The 19,451-nt window shown below is 58.2% G+C and carries 15 protein-coding genes; 11 read left to right on the top strand and 4 right to left on the bottom strand.

The features are described 5' to 3' along the window. Both xapA and metG read right to left on the bottom strand, forming a co-directional pair. The coding region (gene xapA / locus CYR55_RS20050) for a xanthosine phosphorylase (RefSeq protein ID WP_101818109.1) at positions 1-686 on the bottom strand (686 nt) is incomplete at its 3' end. A 233-nt stretch (positions 687-919) separates the two neighbouring features. Beyond that, the gene (gene metG / locus CYR55_RS20045) at positions 920-2,950 is read right to left on the bottom strand and encodes a methionine--tRNA ligase (RefSeq protein WP_101818108.1); all 2,031 of its coding nucleotides are present in this window, start codon (positions 2,948-2,950) and stop codon (positions 920-922) included. 159 nt (positions 2,951-3,109) lie between these two features. Between metG and apbC the strand changes: the two genes are divergently transcribed. Then, a complete protein-coding gene (apbC, locus tag CYR55_RS20040; RefSeq protein ID WP_101818107.1) occupies positions 3,110-4,222 on the top strand; it encodes an iron-sulfur cluster carrier protein ApbC in 1,113 nt (370 codons plus the stop codon). A 53-nt stretch (positions 4,223-4,275) separates the two neighbouring features. Here the strand turns inward: apbC and CYR55_RS20035 are convergent, their stop codons facing one another. After that, the gene (locus tag CYR55_RS20035; RefSeq protein ID WP_101818106.1) at positions 4,276-4,929 is read right to left on the bottom strand and encodes a phosphatase PAP2 family protein; all 654 of its coding nucleotides are present in this window, start codon (positions 4,927-4,929) and stop codon (positions 4,276-4,278) included. A 303-nt stretch (positions 4,930-5,232) separates the two neighbouring features. Here CYR55_RS20035 and udk point away from each other — a divergent pair, with 303 nt between their 5' ends. From udk to CYR55_RS20010, 5 genes are all read left to right on the top strand, one after another. After that, positions 5,233-5,874 (top strand): uridine kinase, encoded by a 642-nt coding sequence (udk, locus tag CYR55_RS20030; RefSeq protein ID WP_101818105.1) that lies wholly within the window; start codon positions 5,233-5,235, stop codon positions 5,872-5,874. 27 nt (positions 5,875-5,901) lie between these two features. Next, complete coding sequence (gene dcd / locus CYR55_RS20025) at positions 5,902-6,483, top strand: dCTP deaminase (RefSeq protein ID WP_101818104.1); 582 nt, start codon at positions 5,902-5,904, stop codon at positions 6,481-6,483. A gap of 36 nt (positions 6,484-6,519) precedes the next feature. Then, positions 6,520-8,361: an outer membrane assembly protein AsmA gene (gene asmA, locus CYR55_RS20020; RefSeq protein ID WP_101818103.1), complete on the top strand. Its 1,842-nt coding sequence runs from the start codon at positions 6,520-6,522 to the stop codon at positions 8,359-8,361. A 219-nt stretch (positions 8,362-8,580) separates the two neighbouring features. Continuing rightward, a complete protein-coding gene (dcuC, locus tag CYR55_RS20015) occupies positions 8,581-9,936 on the top strand; it encodes an anaerobic C4-dicarboxylate transporter DcuC (protein ID WP_101818102.1) in 1,356 nt (451 codons plus the stop codon). Positions 9,937-10,177: 241 nt separating this feature from the next. Further along, positions 10,178-11,266, top strand: a complete 1,089-nt coding sequence (locus CYR55_RS20010) for an acyltransferase family protein (RefSeq protein WP_101818101.1) — start codon at positions 10,178-10,180, stop codon at positions 11,264-11,266. A gap of 55 nt (positions 11,267-11,321) precedes the next feature. Here the strand turns inward: CYR55_RS20010 and CYR55_RS20005 are convergent, their stop codons facing one another. Next, the gene (locus CYR55_RS20005) at positions 11,322-12,911 is read right to left on the bottom strand and encodes a TerC family protein (protein ID WP_101818100.1); all 1,590 of its coding nucleotides are present in this window, start codon (positions 12,909-12,911) and stop codon (positions 11,322-11,324) included. Positions 12,912-14,063: 1,152 nt separating this feature from the next. Between CYR55_RS20005 and CYR55_RS20000 the strand changes: the two genes are divergently transcribed. From CYR55_RS20000 to CYR55_RS24145, 5 genes are all read left to right on the top strand, one after another. Further along, complete coding sequence (locus CYR55_RS20000) at positions 14,064-15,197, top strand: polysaccharide export protein (RefSeq protein WP_101818099.1); 1,134 nt, start codon at positions 14,064-14,066, stop codon at positions 15,195-15,197. A 5-nt stretch (positions 15,198-15,202) separates the two neighbouring features. After that, positions 15,203-15,637: an arsenate reductase/protein-tyrosine-phosphatase family protein gene (locus tag CYR55_RS19995; protein WP_101818098.1), complete on the top strand. Its 435-nt coding sequence runs from the start codon at positions 15,203-15,205 to the stop codon at positions 15,635-15,637. 12 nt (positions 15,638-15,649) lie between these two features. Continuing rightward, positions 15,650-17,827 carry a tyrosine-protein kinase Wzc gene (gene wzc, locus CYR55_RS19990; protein ID WP_101818097.1) on the top strand — a complete coding sequence of 726 codons (2,178 nt, stop codon included), beginning with the start codon at positions 15,650-15,652 and terminating at the stop codon, positions 17,825-17,827. Positions 17,828-17,995: 168 nt separating this feature from the next. Then, the gene (locus CYR55_RS19985) at positions 17,996-18,829 is read left to right on the top strand and encodes a glycosyltransferase (protein WP_101818096.1); all 834 of its coding nucleotides are present in this window, start codon (positions 17,996-17,998) and stop codon (positions 18,827-18,829) included. Positions 18,830-18,857: 28 nt separating this feature from the next. Beyond that, positions 18,858-19,442 (top strand): acyltransferase, encoded by a 585-nt coding sequence (locus CYR55_RS24145; protein WP_277622347.1) that lies wholly within the window; start codon positions 18,858-18,860, stop codon positions 19,440-19,442. Positions 19,443-19,451: the final 9 nt, after the last annotated feature.

Genomic DNA, 19,451 nt, shown 5'->3' with positions numbered 1-19,451 from the left:
GCGGAGATCACTTCCGGCACCACCGACATGCCGACCACGTCCCCGCCGATAATCTGCATCATGCGGATCTCGGCGGCGGTTTCGAAGTTGGGGCCGGGGTAGGAGACGAATACCCCCTCGGTGAGCGGGAACCCAGCTTCCTGCGCAGCGGCCTGTAACCGGGCGCGGCAATCTGCGTCATAGGCATTCGCCAGCGTAAAGAAGCGCTCGCCGAACTGGTCATCGTTCGGCCCCACCTGCGGCGTGCCGGGCATGGTGTTGATGTGATCGCGGATCGCCACCAGGCTGCCCGGCCCGACCTCCGGGCGCAGTGACCCGGCGGCATTGGTGCAGAACAGCAGCTCACAGCCCAGCAGTTTAAAAGTGCGCACCGCGGCGGTCATCACGCCCATCCCATGGCCCTCATAGAAGTGGCCGCGGCCTTTCATGCACGCCACCGGCACCCCTTCCAGATGGCCCAGCACCAGCGCGCCCGCGTGGCCCGCCACCGTGCTGACCGGGAACCCCGGCAGCGTCTCATAGGGGATTTCAACGGCGTCCTGGATCTTTTCCGCCAGCGCCCCGAGGCCGGAGCCGAGAATAAAGGCCACGCGCGGGGTAAAGCCCGGTTTATGCGCCCGGATAATCTCCGCGCTGCGGTACGGGTGTTGGGAAGCAGAAGCAAGGGATACAGAAGCAGAGGACATAAGAACTCCTTATCAGACAAGGGACAAGGCGAGGGATCGCCGGGCGGTAACAGGCCGCTGACCGGCTTTATAACGGGAAACCCCCTCCGGCAACCAATACCGTTTTTTCTGATGATTAATACCCGCAGGCTATGGATTCAGGCAGGCAGGGCGAAAGCAGGCGGGGCGGGGGGAAAGGCATAAAAAAAGCGCGGCCACCGGGGCCGCGCTTATTAACGTTCAGCGTGCAGGGATTATTTCACCTGCATGCCCGGCTGGGCGCCGCTGTCCGGGCTGAGCAGGAAGATCTCTTTCCCGCCCGGGCCTGCGGCCATCACCATGCCTTCAGAGATGCCGAAGCGCATTTTGCGCGGCGCGAGGTTCGCCACCATGATGGTCAGGCGGCCTTCCAGCGCTTTCGGGTCCGGGTAGGCGGAGCGGATGCCGGAGAAGATCTGGCGCTTCTCGCCGCCGAGATCCAGTTGCAGTTTCAGCAGCTTATCGGAGCCTTCCACCACATCCGCCTGCTCGATCAGCGCAATGCGCATATCGACTTTGGCGAAATCATCAAAGGTGATGGTCTCCTGGATCGGGTCATCCGCCAGCGGGCCGGTGGCCGGGGCCGCCGCAGCCGCCATATCTTCTTTGGAAGCGTCAACCATGTTCTGTACCTTGTCGAGATCAATACGGCTAAACAGCGCTTTGAACGGCATTACCTGATGGCCGAGCAGCGGGGAGGCGATGCCTTCCCAGGTCAGCGGGGTGTTGAGGAACGCCTCGGCGCGCATAGTCAGGGCCGGCAGCACCGGTTTCAGGTAGGTCATCAGCACCCGGAACAGGTTGATGCCCATGGAGCAGATGGCCTGCAGGTCAGCGTCACGCCCTTCCTGCTTCGCCACCACCCACGGGGCCTGCTCATCCACATAGCGGTTGGCGAGGTCCGCCAGCGCCATGATTTCACGGATTGCTTTGCTGAACTCGCGCGCGGCATAGGCCTCGGCGATGCTCTCCGCAGCGGCGGTGAAGGTGGCATACAGCGCCTCATCGGCCAGCGTGTCCGCCAGTTTGCCGTCAAAGCGTTTGTTGATGAACCCGGCGTTGCGCGAGGCGAGATTTACCACTTTGTTTACGATGTCCGCGTTGACGCGCTGGACGAAATCTTCCAGGTTCAGGTCGATGTCATCAATGCGCGACGAGAGTTTGGCAGCGTAGTAGTAGCGCAGGCAGTCGGCATCCAGGTGCTTCAGGTAGGTGTCCGCCTTGATGAAGGTGCCGCGTGATTTGGACATCTTCGCGCCGTTGACCGTGACATAGCCGTGCACAAACAGGTTGGTCGGCTTGCGGAAGCCGCTGCCTTCCAGCATCGCCGGCCAGAACAGGCTGTGGAAGTAGACAATGTCTTTGCCGATGAAGTGGTACAGCTCGGCCTCGGAGTCTTTCTTCCAGAATTCGTCGAAATCCAGGTCGCCGCGCTTGTCACACAGGTTCTTGAAGGAGCCCATGTAGCCGATCGGCGCATCCAGCCAGACGTAGAAATATTTGCCCGGCGCATCCGGGATCTCAAAGCCGAAGTAGGGCGCGTCACGCGAGATGTCCCACTGTTGCAGGCCCGATTCAAACCACTCCTGCATCTTGTTCGCCACCTGCTCCTGCAACGCGCCGGAGCGGGTCCAGGCTTGCAGCATGGCGCTGAACGAAGGCAGGTCAAAGAAGAAGTGCTCGGAGTCGCGCATTTCCGGCGTCGCCCCGGAAACCGCGGATTTCGGGTCAATCAGTTCCGTCGGGCTGTAGGTCGCGCCGCAGACTTCGCAGTTGTCGCCGTACTGGTCCGGCGATTTGCATTTCGGGCAGGTGCCTTTGACGAAACGGTCCGGCAGGAACATGCCTTTTTCCGGGTCGTACAGCTGGGAGATAGTGCGGTTTTTAATGAAACCGTTCTCTTTCAGCCGGGTGTAGATCAGCGAGGAGAGCTCGCGGTTTTCGTCGCTATGGGTCGAATGGTAGTTGTCATAGCTGATGTCAAAGCCGGCGAAATCCTGTTGGTGCTCCTGGCTCATCTCGGCAATCATCTGCTCCGGGGCGATGCCCAGCTGCTGCGCTTTCAGCATGATCGGGGTGCCGTGCGCGTCGTCTGCACAGATGAAGTGAACCTCGTTGCCGCGCATCCGCTGGAAACGCACCCAGATATCTGCCTGAATGTGCTCGAGCATGTGGCCGAGGTGGATAGAGCCGTTGGCGTACGGAAGTGCGCACGTCACCAATAATTTTTTCGCGACTTGAGCCATAGTGGGAAATTGGTTTCTGTATGAGGAAAAAGGGCCTTCGATGTTACCCGATCGCGGCGCAGGCCGCTAGGTGGGTTTCTTGCGGCTGCGCGCGGCAGTGGGCACGCGGATCTGATATGCTTGCACTATTTTCCGTTGGTTATTGTTTAAGGAGCCGGGATGAACCCTAAATCCCCTGAGCAGAATACCCCCGCGGCGCTGCGCGCCCTGGTGACCGGCGAGCTGGCCGCCTTTACCCACCCGACCCTGCAGCAGAACCTGGCTGCGCTGAAGGCGCTGCACCACTGCACGGTGCTGGACGGCGTGCTGCATATCGAGTTGCAGATGCCGTTCGCCTGGCAGAGCGCGTTCCTTGACCTGCAGGAGCAGGCCAGCGCGCCGCTGATGCAGGCCACCGGCGCACGGGCGGTAGAGTGGACGCTGAAGCATGAGATTACGACGTTAAAACGCGTCGGCGATCGCCCCGGGATTAAAGGGGTACGCAACATTATTGCCGTGAGTTCCGGCAAGGGCGGGGTCGGCAAGTCCAGCACCGCGGTAAACCTGGCGCTGGCGCTGGCGGCGGAAGGGGCAAAAGTCGGCGTGCTGGACGCAGACATCTACGGCCCGTCGGTGCCGGCGATGCTCGGCACCCAGCATGAGCGCCCGACCTCGCCGGACGGCACCCACATGGCCCCGATCATGGCGCACGGGCTGGCCACCAACTCCATCGGTTACCTGGTGGATGATGAGAATGCGATGGTGTGGCGCGGGCCGATGGCCAGCAAAGCGTTGATGCAGCTGTTGCAGGATACCCTCTGGCCGGACCTCGACTACCTGGTGCTCGACATGCCGCCCGGCACCGGCGACATCCAGCTGACGCTGGCGCAGAACGTGCCGGTGACCGGCGCGCTGGTGGTGACCACGCCGCAGGACATCGCGCTGCTGGATGCGATGAAAGGCATTGTGATGTTTGAAAAGGTCAATGTGCCGGTGCTCGGCGTTATTGAAAACATGAGCATGCACATCTGCAGCAACTGCGGCCACCACGAGCCGATTTTCGGTACCGGCGGCGCAGCGAAACTGGTGGAGAAATACCACTGTGAGCTGCTCGGCCAGATGCCGCTGCACATCGCGCTGCGTGAGGATCTCGACCGCGGCGAACCCACGGTGATTGCCGATCCGCAGGGCGAGCTCACCGCGCTCTACCGGCAACTGGCCGGCCGGGTGGCGGCCGCGCTGTACTGGAAAGGCGAGCCGATCCCAACCGAAATCTCTTTCCGCGCCGTGTGAGTCCGGCGCATAAAAAAAGCCCGCTCCGGCGGGCTTTTTGCTGTCTGCGGCGCTTATTTGAGCGTCATCTGCCCGGCGGGCGGGGTCAGGATGCTGAAGTGGTGCAGGTCTGCCCGGGTAAAGGCGCGGGTGGCAGGCGAAATCGCCACGGCGATGCGCTCCAGCAGCCCTTGCGTCGGCGCGACTTTGCCGGTGTTAATCAAGAACAGCGGCACCAGCAGCGCCATCGCCAGCTGGCCGTAAGAGAGGCGCGGCACGGTGGCGGCGCTTTGCAGCATCAGGAACGTGGTGCTGATGGTAAAGCCCAGTGCCAGCCCGGCCACCACTTCCGCCGGTGAATGCACGTGGATCACCAGGCGCGAGTAGCCGACAAAGAACGCCAGCACATACCCGGCGGTAATCGCGGCTATACGTACCGGGCGCGGCATCCGGCCGGTCAGCATCCACATCAGCACCGGCCAGATGCTGGAGGAGAGCGCCGAGTGGCCGCTGAAGCCGGTGAAATCAAACCGGCGGCTGCCGATGCCCCAGCCCATAAACGCCAGCTTGGAGAGGCAGACCAGCCCGCCCGCAATGCCGAACAGCAGCATCCACTGCCAGGTGGCGCGGCGGGTTTCCGGGTTGGCCAGTAACATCAGCAGGATCAGGGCCGCGCAGGGCAACAACAGCATGCTGTCGCCGAAATAGGTTAACCAATGCCAGTTCATGCGGTGTGCTCACCCTAAAGATAAAATTCTCACGGCAGGGATCTGCCCGGTGCAGAGAACGTGCCGGAGTCGGCGATATCCGGTTATGTTAACGTAATGCGCTCATTAATAAGTAGTATGAATGTTCTTAAAAATGTAACCGCCTGCGGCCCGTTACAGCACAAGGCTGCGATCCTTGCCGCAGGCCGGGCAGGCGCGCCGCCTAAGTGCTGGCAACCGATCCCTTAACTCCCTATAATTGCCGCGATCACCGCCCCGGCCGGGGCGTGCCCTTTCCCACTATGAATCAGGTCTTTAAAAGTTATGACTGACAAGCCCCACCAATGCGTCATTATCGGTATCGCCGGCGCTTCCGCCTCAGGTAAAAGCCTTATCGCCAGCACCCTCTATCGCGAACTGCGTGAGCAGGTGGGCGATGAGCACATCGGCGTCATCCCTGAGGACAGTTATTACAAAGACCAAAGCCATCTCACGATGGAAGAACGCCTGCAGATTAACTACGACCACCCGGGCGCCATGGATCACAACCTCCTGTTCCAGCACCTGCAGATGCTGAAGTCCGGCAAGCCGATTGAGCTGCCGCTCTACAGTTATGTGGAGTACACCCGCAAGCCGGAAACCGTGCACCTGAAACCGAAAAAGGTGATCATCGTTGAGGGCATCCTGCTGCTTACTGACATTCGCCTGCGCCAGGAGATGAACTTCTCCATCTTCGTGGATACCCCGCTGGACATCTGCCTGATGCGCCGCATGAAGCGTGACGTGAATGAACGCGGCCGCTCCATGGATTCCGTGATGCAGCAATACCAGAAAACGGTGCGCCCGATGTTCCTGCAATTTATTGAGCCCTCCAAACAGTATGCGGACATCATCGTGCCGCGCGGCGGCAAGAACCGCATCGCCATTGACATCCTGAAAGCCAAAATCAGCCAGTTTTTTGAATAGCGTACCCACGCCTGAAGGGAGTAACCCATGAGACTCTGCGACCGAGATATAGAAGCCTGGCTGGACGATGGCCGGCTGGCCATTACCCCGCGCCCGCCGGTTGAGCGCATCAGCGGTGCCACCGTGGACGTACGCCTCGGCAACCAGTTCCGCGTATTCCGCGGCCATACCGCCGCCTATATTGACCTGAGCGGCCCTAAGGATGAGGTGAGTGCCGCGCTGGACCGCGTGATGAGTGATGAGATTGTCCTGCCGGAAGGGGAAGCGTTTTTCCTGCACCCGGGTGAACTGGCGCTGGCGGTGACGCTGGAGTCGGTGACGCTGCCGGCGGACCTGGTGGGCTGGCTGGATGGCCGCTCCTCACTGGCGCGCCTGGGGCTGATGGTGCACGTGACCGCGCACCGCATCGACCCGGGCTGGCAGGGGCGGATTGTACTAGAGTTCTATAATTCGGGTAAGTTACCCCTGGCATTGCGCCCCGGTATGATGATTGGCGCACTGAGTTTTGAACCGCTCTCCGGCCCGGCAGCCAGGCCCTACAACCGTCGCGAGGATGCCAAATACCGCGACCAGCAGGGTGCGGTGGCCAGCCGGATTGACAAGGATTAATACCGGAGCGGGGCGCGGCTTCACAATGAGGAAGGCATGAGAAGATTACTGACAACGTTGGCTATTTTGCTGCTGGTGCTGGTGGCGGGCATGACCGCCCTGGTATTGCTGGTTAATCCGAACGATTTCCGTCATTACATGGTGCGGCAGGTTGAGCAGAAAAGCGGCTACCAGCTGGCACTGAACGGCGATTTGCGCTGGCATGTGTGGCCGCAGCTGAGCATTATCGCCGGGCCGATGACGCTGACCGCACCGGGCGCGCCGGCCCCGGTGGTCAGCGCAGACAATATGCGCCTCGATGTGAAGCTCTGGCCGTTGCTTTCCCACCAACTGGCCGTGAAGCAGGTGATGTTGAAAAACGGCGTCATCCGCCTGACGCCGGAAAGCGCCGCCCGGCCGCAGGCGGATGCGCCGGTGGCCCCCGGCGGCCAGCCGGAACCGGCCGAACCGGTACACTGGAAGTATGATATTGATGAACTGAAGGTCGCCGACAGCCTGCTTATCTGGCAGCGCGGCGATGAGAACCCGATCAACGTGCGGGATATTAACCTGTCGCTCTCCCAGCAGGATCACCGCCGGGCCGCGATCAGCCTCTCCAGCCGCATCAACCGTGACCAGCGCGATCTGACGTTCTCCCTCTCCGGGCAGGCGGACATGTCACGCTTCCCGCAGGCGGTGACCGGCAAAATTGACCAGCTTGATTACCAGCTGGAGGGCGTGGACCTGCCGGCCGGCGGGATCAAAGGGCAGGGGACGTTGCAGGCGGCTTATCAGCAATCTCCGGCGTCGCTGACGCTCAGCCAGCTGGTGCTCTCCGCCAATGACAGCCAGGTGCGTGGGGAGTTGTCCGCGCAACTGGGCGAGACGCCGGATTTCCGGGTCAACCTGCAGGCTGACCGGCTCAACCTGGATGGCCTGACCGGCTGGAAACCGGCCGGCAGCGAAGCCCGGCAGCAGGGCCAGACCACGACCTTTGCGCCGGTAATCTCCCGGGATGTGCTGGTGCACCAGAATGAGCTGGCGGTTCTGACCGGCTTTACCGCGCAGCTGGCCCTGAAGGCCGCCAGTTTGACTTACCGCGGGTTACAGGTGGCGCAGTTTGAGGTGCAGGCGGATAACCAGCGCGGCAAGGTGGCGCTGGCTGCGCTGAACGGCAAACTGGGGCAGGGGGACTTTTCCCTGCCTGGGTCGCTGGACGCCACCGGCAGCCGGTTGCGCCTGAGCCTCTCGCCGGTGCTGCACCAGGTAGAGCTGGGACCGGTGCTGCGTGCCTATGGGTTGCCGGAAGCCCTGACCGGCCGCTTCTCCCTGACCGGGACGGTGTCAGGCGAAGGGCTGACCACAGAGGATGTTAACCAGCGCTGGCAGGGGCAGGCGGATATGTCGATGCAGGGTGCGCGGCTGCATGGCCTGAACGTTCAGCAGATGATCCAGCAGGCGGTGGCCCGTAACAATGGGGGCGTACAGGGGCAGGAGCGCTATGAGCGCTATACCGAAGTGGATCAGTTGCAGTCTCACGGTGACCTGAAAAACGGGGTACTGACCCTGAGCAACCTGCAGGCTACCTCCCCGCTGCTGGCGCTGACCGGCGGCGGCACCCTGAGCCTGACCAGTGAACAGTGCGACGTGACCCTGGCCACCCGGGTGACCGGCGGCTGGCACGGTGACAACAGCAGCCTGATTGACACCCTGAGCCGGACTTCGGTGCCGCTGCGTATTTATGGCCCGTGGCAGCAGCTGAATTACCAGTTGCAGGTGGATCAGGTGCTGCGTAAGCAGCTGCAACAGGAAGCCCGGCGCGCCCTGAAAAACTGGGCAGAAAAAAACAGCGGCAGTCAGGAGAGCAAACCGTTGAATAAACTGCTCAACCGTGACTGACCTCCCCGGGGCGCGCGTGCGCCCCGGCTTTTCCGGCGTGTGCCGTGACGGCGATGCCCCTTTTCTGCGCGATCTTCTTTTCCCCGGTAATTTCTCTTTCTCCTGATAAAGGTTGACGAAAGTCAGTACCTTTTTTGCTGACTTTCGGCACAGTCGCGCCTGCTTTATTTTTTCTTTTTTTCTTTCGGGCACAGGCCAAACAGGGCAGGGGAAACAAGTATGCTGGAGCTGATAGTCGGGCTGGCGGTCACGGTGGGCGTGGGCCGTTATATTATGAAAGGGTATTCGGCCAGTGGGGTGCTGCTGACCGGCGGCGTGCTGCTGTTAATCATCAGCGCGCTGATGGGCAAAGCGGTACTGCCGGAAGGGGCAGCCGGCACCGGCTGGCAGGCCGCAGATATCGCGGAGTACATCAAAACCCTGCTGATGAGCCGTGGCGGCGATCTGGGCATGATGATTATGGTGCTGTGTGGCTTTGCCGCGTACATGACCCATATCGGTGCCAATGACATGGTGGTGAAGCTGGCATCAACGCCGCTGCAGAAGATCAACTCGCCCTATCTGCTGATGATCGCGGCCTATTTTATGGCCTGCCTGATGTCACTGGCCGTCTCCTCGGCGACCGGGCTGGGGGTATTGCTGATGGCAACGCTGTTCCCGCTGATGGTGAATGTCGGCATCAGCCGTGGGGCGGCGGCGGCCATTTGCGCCTCCCCGGCGGCGATTATCCTCTCCCCGACCTCTGGTGATGTGGTGGTGGCGGCCAAGGCGGCGCAGATGCCGCTGGTGCAGTTCGCTTTCAGCACCACGCTGCCGGTCTCAGCCGCTGCGATTATCAGCATGGCGGTGGCCCACTTTTTCTGGCAGCGCTGGCTTGACCGGCGTGCGCCTGCGGCACAGGAGCAGCTTACGGCGGGCGACATCACCACCGATGCACCGCGCATTTACGCCATTCTGCCGTTTACGCCGATTCTGGGCGTGCTGCTGTTTGATGGGCGCTGGGGCCCGGAGCTGCACATTATCACCGTGCTGGTTATCTGCCTGGCGCTGACGGCGGTGATTGAGTTTATCCGCCACCGGGATGCGCAACCGGTGTTCCGGGGGCTGGAGACCGCGTACCGCGGCATGGCAGACGCCTTTGCCAATGTGGTGATCCTGCTGGTGGCGGCCGGGGTGTTTGCCCACGCGCTGGGCACGGTGGGCTTTATCAGCGGGCTGATTGGCCTGGCGCAATCCTTTGGCGGCGGTGCGCTGGTGATGATGCTGGTGCTGGTGGTGATTACCCTCCTGGCGGCGATGACCACCGGCTCAGGCAATGCACCGTTTTATGCCTTTGTGGCGCTGATCCCCCAGCTGGCGACGCACCTGGGCATCCGCCCGGCTTATCTGGTGGTGCCGATGTTACAGGCCTCCAATCTGGGCCGCACGTTGTCACCGGTTTCTGGTGTGGTGGTCGCGGTGGCGGGGATGGCTAAAATTTCACCTTTCGAAGTGGTGAAACGCACGTCGGTGCCGGTGCTGACCGGCATGGCGGTAGTGATCATCGCGACGGAGCTGTTGATTCCGCTGCATTAAACTGCAAAGGGCGGGCAAAAAATGAGGGCAGTGAGCTGCCCGCCCTTTTGTAAAGATTCGGACTACTCTGCTTTCTAAAGTGAAAAATTTATAATCTCGCCGCGCCATTTCGCTATTTCACTCGACATTTTTCCGCCTGCGCCAATATTATTTTTGGGTTTTCTTTTGCCTGTCATCTGGCGCTTTTATCTTTTCACAGCATTGGGCCAATCCGGCGCGGCGGTGATACCGGGGGTACGTTATGAGTGGAAACGATCGCGAAATCCAGTGGATTAATACCCTGAAAGGGGCCTGTATTCTGCTGGTGGTGCTGCACCACCTGATGCTGACCAGCTTTATTCCTTCGCTCGGGGTAATCGGCGAAGAGAGCGCCCTCGGCCAGTGGTGGCTGGCGCTCAATGCCCACCTGACGCCGTTACGGATGCCGTCCTTCTTCTTTATCTCCGGGCTGTTGGCTGCCGGCTCGGTTATTCAAAAAACCTGGCGCGAAGTCTTCACCAAGCGCGTGGTCAACCTGCTCTATGTTTACCTGCTGTGGTGCGTCATCCAATGGGCGTTTGTCTCGTTCATCAACCACTACCTGTCGTTTGACCAGTGGGGCGTGAAGAATATGGTGGGCACCTCTTATGCGGATTCGCTCAACCAGTTCATGGTTTATAGCGTGACGGCGATGGCCAACACCTGGTATCTCTACGCGCTGGCACTCTATTTTGTGGCCTGTAAGCTGTTTAAAAACAATGCCGTGGCGCTGATCCTGCTGAGCGTGGCGGGCAACTACATCGCGGCGCGCGGGTTATTGCCGGGCTGGGGGCCGAACAGCGTGGCGCAAAATGCCCTCTATTTCTGCGTCGGCTGTTTCTATGGCCGCCAGGTGGTGGCGTTCCTGCAACATCGCCGCCATGTGCTGGCGGTACTGCTGGTGTCGCTGCCGCTGGCGCTGCTGCACGCCCACTTCGGCATGAACAAAAGCATTTTCCACTGCGCCATCGCCATTGTGCTGTGCGTGGTGATTTGCCGGGAAGTGAATGCACGCATGACGCCCAACAGCCTGAACTGGTTGGGGAAAAATACCCTTCAGGTCTATGTTATCCATAAAATTGTTACGGAAATCATCGCGGTATGTGGGGTAGGGGCGCTGGTGCATTACCATGCCTTCGGGAACTGGACCTTCTCCGCCGTCTGGCTGCTGGCCTTCCCGTTTGTTGGGGTGGCGCTATCGGTATGCGTGTCCCTGGGGATTTGGCGGCTGATTAACCGTGGAGTAGGGCGGGCGCTGTTCCAGTACCCCGGCATGATAAAGCCGCTGCCGGCGATGGCGAAACTGCCTTAACGTTCTGAAATGTTAAAAAACCCGGGCGGCACCGGCAAGCGGCACCGCCCGGTTATCACACTTCGTAATCCTCTTCCACCGGTTGCGGCGGCGCAGTAATTTTCACTTTGGTGATGCGGTGGCTGTTCACTTCCAGCGCCTCAAACAGGTAATCGCCGATTTGCTGGGCGGTGCCCTGCTGGGGAACGGCCTGCGCATACTCCATCAGTAACCCTGCCAGCGTGTGGTATTCACGTTTCTCATCCACCGGCACCGGGATATAGAGCGCCAGATCCTCCAGCGGCATATAACCGTTAGCCACCCAGGTACGCGCATCAAGCTGCTGAATGTCATGGCGCGGGTCATTGTCTTCCCCGGCGACCGGCAGATTGCCGGCGATGGTTTCCATTACGTCCGTGAGGGTTACCACCCCCTCCACGGAACCGAACTCATCCACCACAAAGGCAAAGTGGGTCTGCGCCTGGCGGAACTGCTCCAGCGCCATCAGCAGCGAGAGCTGTTCCGGGAAGATCAGCGGCTGGCGTACCAGCGCGCGCAGGTCCAGATCCGGCTGGGTCAGCTTTTGCCGCAACAGATCGATGATGTGCACCACGCCGAGCGGCTCGTCGGCCGCGCTGTCTTCGGTGACCACCAGCCGGGTGTGCTGGTTGCGGGTCAGCTGTTCCGCCAGCAGCTCCGGCGGGTCGTTCAGCTCCAGGCTCTCCACATCATGGCGCGAGGTCATGATGCTGCTGACGGTGCGTTGCGCCATGCCCAGCACCCGTTCAATCATCCGGCGCTCCTGCTCGTTAAACACCTCCTGCCCTTCGCCGCTGTGGTCAGCCACCATGCCGGCGGCGTGGTTGTCCAGCTCGGCATCCTCATGGCGGCCGCCCAGCATCCGCAGCACCGTTTCAGCGGTGCGTTCCCGCAGCGAACGGTGGGAGGAGAGGAAGCGCCGGCGGTTAAACTGCGCCAGCTGGTTCAGCGCCTCAATCACCACGGAGAACCCGATCGCCGCATAGAGATAGCCTTTCGGGATGTGATACCCAAAGCCATCGGCAATCAGGCTGAAGCCGATCATCAGCAGGAAGCTGAGGCAAAGGATCACAATGGTCGGGTGCGCGTTAACGAAGCGGGTCAGCGGCTTACTGGCCAGCAGCATCAACCCCATGGCGATACAGACGGCCAGCATCATCACCGGCAGGTGCTCCACCATCCCCACGGCGGTTATCACCGAATCCAGCGAGAAGACGGCGTCCAGCACCACAATCTGTGCCACCACCGGCCAGAAGCGGGCGACTTTGCGGTTATTGCCGCTTTCGCTGTCTTTGCCTTCCAGTTGCTCATTCAGCTCAACCGTGGCCTTAAATAAAAGAAAGACCCCGCCCACCAGCATAATCAGATCCCGCCCGCTGAAGGCGTGGTCACGCAGGGTAAACATCGGCTGGGTAAGGGTGGAGAGCCAGGAGATGGAGGCCAGCAGCAACAGACGCATCACCAGCGCCAGGATAAGGCCCGTAATACGGGCGCGGTCCCGCTGCTTGCGCGGCACTTTTTCCGCCAGGATGGCAATAAATATCAGGTTATCGATGCCAAGCACGATTTCCAGCACCACCAGCGTGGCCAGCCCGGCCCAAATTGTTGGATCAGTGATCCATTCCATAAACTGTTATCACCTTAATTGATTCACGGGATATACCGCAGTGGGAATAATGTAAGCCTGCAAACCAAAATTCAATGTTAAATCCTCAGCGCGGCCTATTTTTAGCGGGATATTGGTTAATGTTTACCCATGAAGGCAATTGCCTGCGATTAATCAGGGACTTTTTCCCAAAGAAAATGGAAATATACCTAAGGATAATCCTAATTTTAAAAGGCAGGAGGGGCATTATTAGCGGCATGAAAGGAAAGGCACCACAAACAGAATGGAACAGAGCCGGGATTAATTAGGAGCAATCTGATTAATCCGAATTGTTGGCTTTTTTTATTCCCCGCTTGCTTTATGTAAAAAATAACCGGGAGCGGGCATTTGAAATCAGAAAAAGCTTAATAATCAAACGGGTGATGTTTAAAAATTCGGCGAAAAAAAAGACGGTAAAATAGGGGGGGTAGTCTTATTCCTAAAAGAATACTCAAGGGCTACAACAGACTTGTAACACCTCCTCAATAGTATAAGAATCTTAGACACAATTTATATATCGTGTTCCACCCATTGCGTAAATGATGGCGATAAATTGTCGGTTCTGTGACAAGGCTATCATTTGTGCGATACCGCTGACCATGCCTTCACCCCCGTCTGTGGGGGGAAACGGCCACCGGGCAATGGCATTTTCTCCCCCAGTACATTGGTAGCTGTAAGCCAAGGGCGGTAGCGTGCCCGGATGAAGGAGAGGTCAATTGTTCAGCGCCGCAATATTTTCGTGGGGTGAGCAAATAAATAGACCATTCCTAACGTCAATACTCTTTACTTCCGCCATGATGCTGTCACCGGGTAATCAGGCAGGCCCCGCCTGACCCGCCGGTGGGGTTAACGCGCCGGCAGGCAAACAGCAGAAGTGAATTCGAGTGAAATTGATAAGCAGTTTATATGAAATCGGTTAACTAAGAGCATTCTGCAGATGAATGTTTGATAAAGATCGTTATAGTACGGTTATCAATACACCTCTTTTCGTAAAGGATTCAACGCATATTACGCGATGCCAGTGAGCAGTTGCGTCTACTACACGCTTGGGGCTTTGAAGGGTTGAGCAGTGACTTTATCAGGGACGGCGGAATACGTCCTTTTCAGAAAATCAGCGACAGTGATGATAATTCAATGGCTAAAAGAAAATTAAAACTGATACCGCTTTTGGTATCGATCACCCTGATCAGTGGTTGTGCCGTCATTCCTGGTCAGAACCTTTCGACCAGTGGGAAAATGGTTGTTAAACAGGATGACGCCGATTACGACATCGACAAATTAGTCAATGTCTATCCGCTTACACCGAAGCTGGTGGAGCAGATGCGGGTCCGCCCATTGGTCGCACAGCAAAACCCCGGCCTGCAAAATGAGCTGGCCAACTATCAATACCGCATTGGTGTGGGCGACGTGCTCAACATCATCGTCTGGGATCACCCGGAACTGACCACACCGGCGGGGACGTACCGCAGCGCCAGCGACACCGGCAACTGGGTTCACTCTGACGGCACCATCTTCTACCCGTACATCGGCCGGGTAAAAGTCGTCGGCCGTACCGTGACTGAGATCCGTGATGAGATTGCCCGCCGTCTGGCGCAATTCATCGAAAGCCCGCAGGTGGATGTCAGCATCGCGTCGTTCCGTTCACAGAAAGTGTATGTGTCCGGTGAAGTCGGCACCTCCGGCCAGCAGGCGATCACCAACGTGCCGCTGACCATCCTTGACGCCATCAACGCCGCCGGCGGCCTGACGGCAGACGCAGACTGGCGCAACGTGGTGCTGACGCACAATGGCCGGGAAGAGCAGATCTCCCTGCAGGCGCTGATGCAAAACGGCAACCTCGGCCAGAACCGTCTGCTCTACCCGGGCGATATTCTGTTCGTGCCGCGTAATGATGACCTGAAAGTGTTCGTGATGGGTGAAGTGGTGAAACAGTCCACCCTGAAAATGGACCGCAGCGGCATGACGCTGACTGAAGCACTGGGCAATGCCCAAGGTGTTGACCAGACCGTGGCCAACGCGACCGGCATCTTCGTTATCCGTCCGACCCGCGGCGCTGAAGGCAGCAAGCTGGCAAACATCTATCAGCTCAATACCTCTGATGCCTCCAGCATGGTGCTTGGTACCGAGTTCCAGCTGCAGCCGTACGATATCGTCTATGTGACCGCCGCACCGATTGTCCGTTGGAACCGCCTGATCAACCAGCTGCTGCCAACCATCAACAGCGTCCGTTACATGACCGATACCGTGCATGATATTAAGGATTGGTAAGTCAGATGTTTAATTCTGTTTTGGTGGTATGCGTGGGCAATATCTGCCGTTCCCCGACCGGGGAACGGTTATTGCGCCGCTATACCGACAATAAGGTTATACAGTCTGCCGGATTGTCCGCTCTGGTAGGGAAACCTGCCGACGAGCAGGCCAGGCTGGTCGCTGAAGAACACGGATTGCACCTTGATGGTCACACGGCCCGGCAACTTACCGCCTCCTTGTGCAGAGAGTTTGATTTAATTCTGGTCATGGAACGCAAGCATATTGATGCGGTAACGAACCTGGCACCTGAGGTACGGGGGAAAACGATGCTGTTTGGGCACTGGTCCAATCAACGCGATATACCTGACCCGTACCGGAAGAGCCGTGAAGCGTTCGAGTCCGTATACCGTTTACTTGATGATGCGGCTCAGCAATGGGCAAAAGCACTTACTAGCTAATCAGGGAATAAGATGTCTGAGAAAAATAAAGTTCAATCAAGCCACATGGGCGGCAATGACGAAATCGACCTGGGCAGGCTCCTTGGTACGCTGCTGGATCACCGCTGGTTGATCATCGGGATTACCTCCCTGTTCGCCGTTATCGGCATTATTTATACCCTGTTCGCGACGCCTATTTATAAAGCGGATGCCATGGTACAGGTGGAATCCACGGTCGGTAACGCGATCATGGACAACCTCGACAGCATTATGCCGGGCGCCAAGCCGGGCTCCGACGCGGAGATCCAGCTGATCCAGTCCCGTATGGTCCTGGGGAAAACCGTGGCTGACCTGAACCTGGACACCCAGGTACAGGAGCATCACTTCCCGGTGTTCGGCAGTGGCTGGGCGCGCATCACCGGCCAGAAGCCGGCCCAGATCGCCGTGTCCCGTTTCAGTGTGCCGACGGTGTGGATGAACAAGCCGCTGGAGCTGGAGCTGGTTGACAGCAAACACTTCGTGCTCTCCACCGACGACGGTGAAGTGCTCAAAGGCGAAGTCGGCAAACTGGCAACCGAGGGCGATTTCAGCCTGCTGGTCAGCGACGTGAAAGCCGAGCCGGGCACCCGTTTTGACATCATCAAACGCCCGGAAATTTCTGCCATCAAGCAGATCCAGAACCAGATAGTGATTGAGGATGCAGGCCGTGATACCGGCGTGCTGAACCTGTCACTGACCGGTGCGGACCCTGACCTGACCCAGAAAACCCTGGAAAGCATTGCCAACAACTATCTGATGCAGAACGTTGAGCGCAAATCGGCTGAAGCGGAAAAAAGCCTGGAATTCCTGCGTGTGCAGCTGCCGGAAGTGCGCAGCAAGCTGGATGCCGCAGAAGACAAGCTGAACCGCTACCGCCAGCAGAACGACTCGGTTGACATGTCTCTGGAGACTAAGGCGCTGCTGGACCAGATGGTGGGCCTTGAAGGCCAGCTGAACGAGCTGACCTTCCGTGAGGCAGAGATCTCCAAGCTGTACACCAAGTCCCACCCGGCGTACCGCACGCTGCTGGAAAAACGCCAGACCCTGGAAAATGAAAAGAACAACCTGAACAAACGCGTCAGCTCCATGCCGGAGACCCAACAGGAGATCCTGCGCCTGACCCGTGACGTGCAGGCCGGCCAGGAAGTCTACATGCAACTGCTGAACAAACAGCAGGAGCTGAGCATCACCAAAGCCAGTACCGTGGGCAACGTGCGTATCGTGGATAACGCGCTGACCCAGCCGGGCGTGGTGAAGCCGCAGAAAATCCTGATCATCATCATCGCCATTATGCTGGGGCTGATTGTCTCCATCTTCTGGATTGTGGTGAAAATCATGCTGTACCGCGGCATCGAAAGCCCATCGGTGCTGGAAGAAGCCGGGATCAACGTTTACGCCAGCATCCCGCTCTCCGAATGGCAGCAGAAGAAGGATCGTGAAATCTTTGCCGGCAACCTGAAAAATGCCAAACGCAAAGAGCAGGCCGCCGGTGTGCTGGCGATCGGCAACCCGACCGACCTGGCGGTGGAAGCGGTGCGCAGCCTGCGTACCAGCCTGCACTTCGCCATGCTGGAAGCGAAAAACAATATCCTGATGATCTCCGGTGCCAGCCCGTCCATTGGTAAGACGTTCGTCTGTACCAACCTGGCGGTGGTGGTGGCGCAAACCGCGAAACGCGTGCTGATCATCGACGGTGATATGCGTAAAGGTTACACCCATGACCTGCTCGGCCTGCCGAATAACAGCGGCTTGTCTGACATCCTTTCCGGCCAGAGCAGCATCCAGAATGCCGTGAAGAGTGCCGGTGTGGCGAACTTTGACATCATCACCCGCGGTAAGGTGCCGCCTAACCCGTCTGAGCTGCTGATGCATGAGCGCTTTGACGAGCTGCTGACCTGGGCCAGCGCCAACTATGACATCGTGCTTATCGACACCCCGCCGGTACTGGCAGTGACGGACGCAGCGATTGTCGGGCGCAAAGCCGGTACGGCGCTGATGGTGGCACGTTATGGCGTTAACACCCTGAAAGAGATCGAAGTCAGTATCAACCGGTTCGAACAGAACGGCATCGAGATCAAGGGCGTTATCCTCAACTCCGTGATTAAGAAAGCCAGCAATTACTACGGTGATTACGGCTACTACGAATACGAGTACAAGTCTGCCAAGCAGTAACGCACCACCGGGGCAGCCTTTGAGGCTGCCCCATCCTCTGCCGGTTTTGGCCGGCAACATCACCGGGCTGTACTGCAATGGTTATGCCACCGCGCATTCAGGGGTGGGTAATAAGCGACCTTACGGATGAGTCTCTATTAAGACGCACCACGAGCAGAGAGTAAAACTATGAACGAAAAACGCGTGTCCGTGTATATTCCGACGCACAACCGGTCTTCACTGCTGGAGCGGGCGATTAAGTCGGTGATTAACCAGACTTATAAGAATGTGGAAATCCTGATTTGCGATGATGGCTCATCAGACGATACCCAACAATTGGTGGAGCGTTATCAGGCCCTGCATGACAATATTGTCTACCTGAAAAATGAAACACCCAAAGGCGCGTGTGCGGCCCGTAATTTAGGCATTAATGCCGCCACCGGCCACTATATTACCGGCCTGGATGATGATGATGAATTCCTGCCGGAGCGCATTGAGAAATTCGTCAAATTCTATGAGCGCCATAAATACCCGTATCTGAGTTCAGGGATTATCTTTAATTTCGGTAAGCATCAGAAAGTAGGCTTTAATAAAGTTACCCATATCCGGCTGGACTCCCTGTTATACCAGAACATCGTCGGCAGCCAGGTCTTTACCAAAACCGATTATCTGCGTGCGATTGGCGGCTTCGATGAGAACTTCAAAGCCTGGCAGGATTACGACACCTGGGTCCGCCTCGGGGCGCGCTACGGGGAAGGGTACAACATCTGCGAAGCCACCTACATCCAGCACCTGGAGCATGAGTTCGGCCGCATCACCAAGAGCAACAAGCTGGAGATTGGTTACAACCAGTTCGTGACCAAACACCGCAAGCTGCTGAAACCAGCGCACCGCAAAAACCTGCTGTTCAATTACAAAATGGCGCGCGATGAAAGACTCTCCATGCAGGATCTGATGCAGGTCTGTTATCCGGGTAACGTGGTTAACGTGATTAAATACCAGGCCCGCAAAATATTGATGTAGCCGACACGCGCTTGAGCAAGGAATAACAATGAGTGCTATTTATTTCATTCTTCTGATGGTGAAGGATGCGCTGAAATATTTATCCCATCTGGGTTTCCGGGCAAAAATGCGCGCCAACCGGGTGCGTATTGACAGTTCCGCCTCGGTGTTTATTGGGCCTGAAAATGAGCTGACGCTGAAACCCGGCGTCTCCATCGGTAAAGGCAGTGTGATTACCTGTTCCGATGAGATGGCCAAAAAAGGCGTCCGCAGCCGTATTGTGGTGGGTGAGGATACGGCTATTAACGAATATAACAATATTCGTGCCTCGGGCGGGGAAATAATTATCGGCAAGAAATGTATTATTTCCCAATATGTGAGCATGATCGCCAGTAACCATGAAATAAATACCACCGAATACATGAAAGATGCCTTGTGGGACAACGTGAAAACCTCTGTCACCATCGGGGATGATGTCTGGATCGGGGCCGGGGCGGTGATCCTGCCCGGCGTCCGGGTCGGCAACGGGTGCGTCATCGCCTCCGGGGCCGTGGTGACCAAGAACGTCCCGGACTTCAGCATCGTGGCCGGGGTGCCGGCCAAAGTGGTCAGCCAGCGCCCGATTCACGCGTAACCCGTTACT

Origin of the sequence: Chimaeribacter californicus, assembly GCF_002858675.1 — a bacterium.
GTDB lineage: Bacteria > Pseudomonadota > Gammaproteobacteria > Enterobacterales > Enterobacteriaceae > Chimaeribacter > Chimaeribacter californicus.
Note: the sequence above shows the minus strand (reverse complement) of the source record. Positions and strands in the feature narration are given on the sequence as shown.

What these genes read in the sequence shown, in the direction of transcription:
- CYR55_RS19985 (WP_101818096.1), top strand. Translation starts at nt 17,996, where the DNA reads ATGAACGAAAAACGCGTGTCCGTGTATATTCCGACGCACAACCGGTCT.
- metG (WP_101818108.1), bottom strand. Translation starts at nt 2,950, where the DNA reads ATGGCTCAAGTCGCGAAAAAATTATTGGTGACGTGCGCACTTCCGTAC.
- dcd (WP_101818104.1), top strand. Translation starts at nt 5,902, where the DNA reads ATGAGACTCTGCGACCGAGATATAGAAGCCTGGCTGGACGATGGCCGG.
- CYR55_RS24145 (WP_277622347.1), top strand. Translation starts at nt 18,858, where the DNA reads ATGAGTGCTATTTATTTCATTCTTCTGATGGTGAAGGATGCGCTGAAA.
- CYR55_RS20005 (WP_101818100.1), bottom strand. Translation starts at nt 12,911, where the DNA reads ATGGAATGGATCACTGATCCAACAATTTGGGCCGGGCTGGCCACGCTG.
- apbC (WP_101818107.1), top strand. Translation starts at nt 3,110, where the DNA reads ATGAACCCTAAATCCCCTGAGCAGAATACCCCCGCGGCGCTGCGCGCC.
- CYR55_RS20010 (WP_101818101.1), top strand. Translation starts at nt 10,178, where the DNA reads ATGAGTGGAAACGATCGCGAAATCCAGTGGATTAATACCCTGAAAGGG.
- udk (WP_101818105.1), top strand. Translation starts at nt 5,233, where the DNA reads ATGACTGACAAGCCCCACCAATGCGTCATTATCGGTATCGCCGGCGCT.
- wzc (WP_101818097.1), top strand. Translation starts at nt 15,650, where the DNA reads ATGTCTGAGAAAAATAAAGTTCAATCAAGCCACATGGGCGGCAATGAC.
- CYR55_RS19995 (WP_101818098.1), top strand. Translation starts at nt 15,203, where the DNA reads ATGTTTAATTCTGTTTTGGTGGTATGCGTGGGCAATATCTGCCGTTCC.
- CYR55_RS20000 (WP_101818099.1), top strand. Translation starts at nt 14,064, where the DNA reads ATGGCTAAAAGAAAATTAAAACTGATACCGCTTTTGGTATCGATCACC.
- dcuC (WP_101818102.1), top strand. Translation starts at nt 8,581, where the DNA reads ATGCTGGAGCTGATAGTCGGGCTGGCGGTCACGGTGGGCGTGGGCCGT.
- CYR55_RS20035 (WP_101818106.1), bottom strand. Translation starts at nt 4,929, where the DNA reads ATGAACTGGCATTGGTTAACCTATTTCGGCGACAGCATGCTGTTGTTG.
- asmA (WP_101818103.1), top strand. Translation starts at nt 6,520, where the DNA reads ATGAGAAGATTACTGACAACGTTGGCTATTTTGCTGCTGGTGCTGGTG.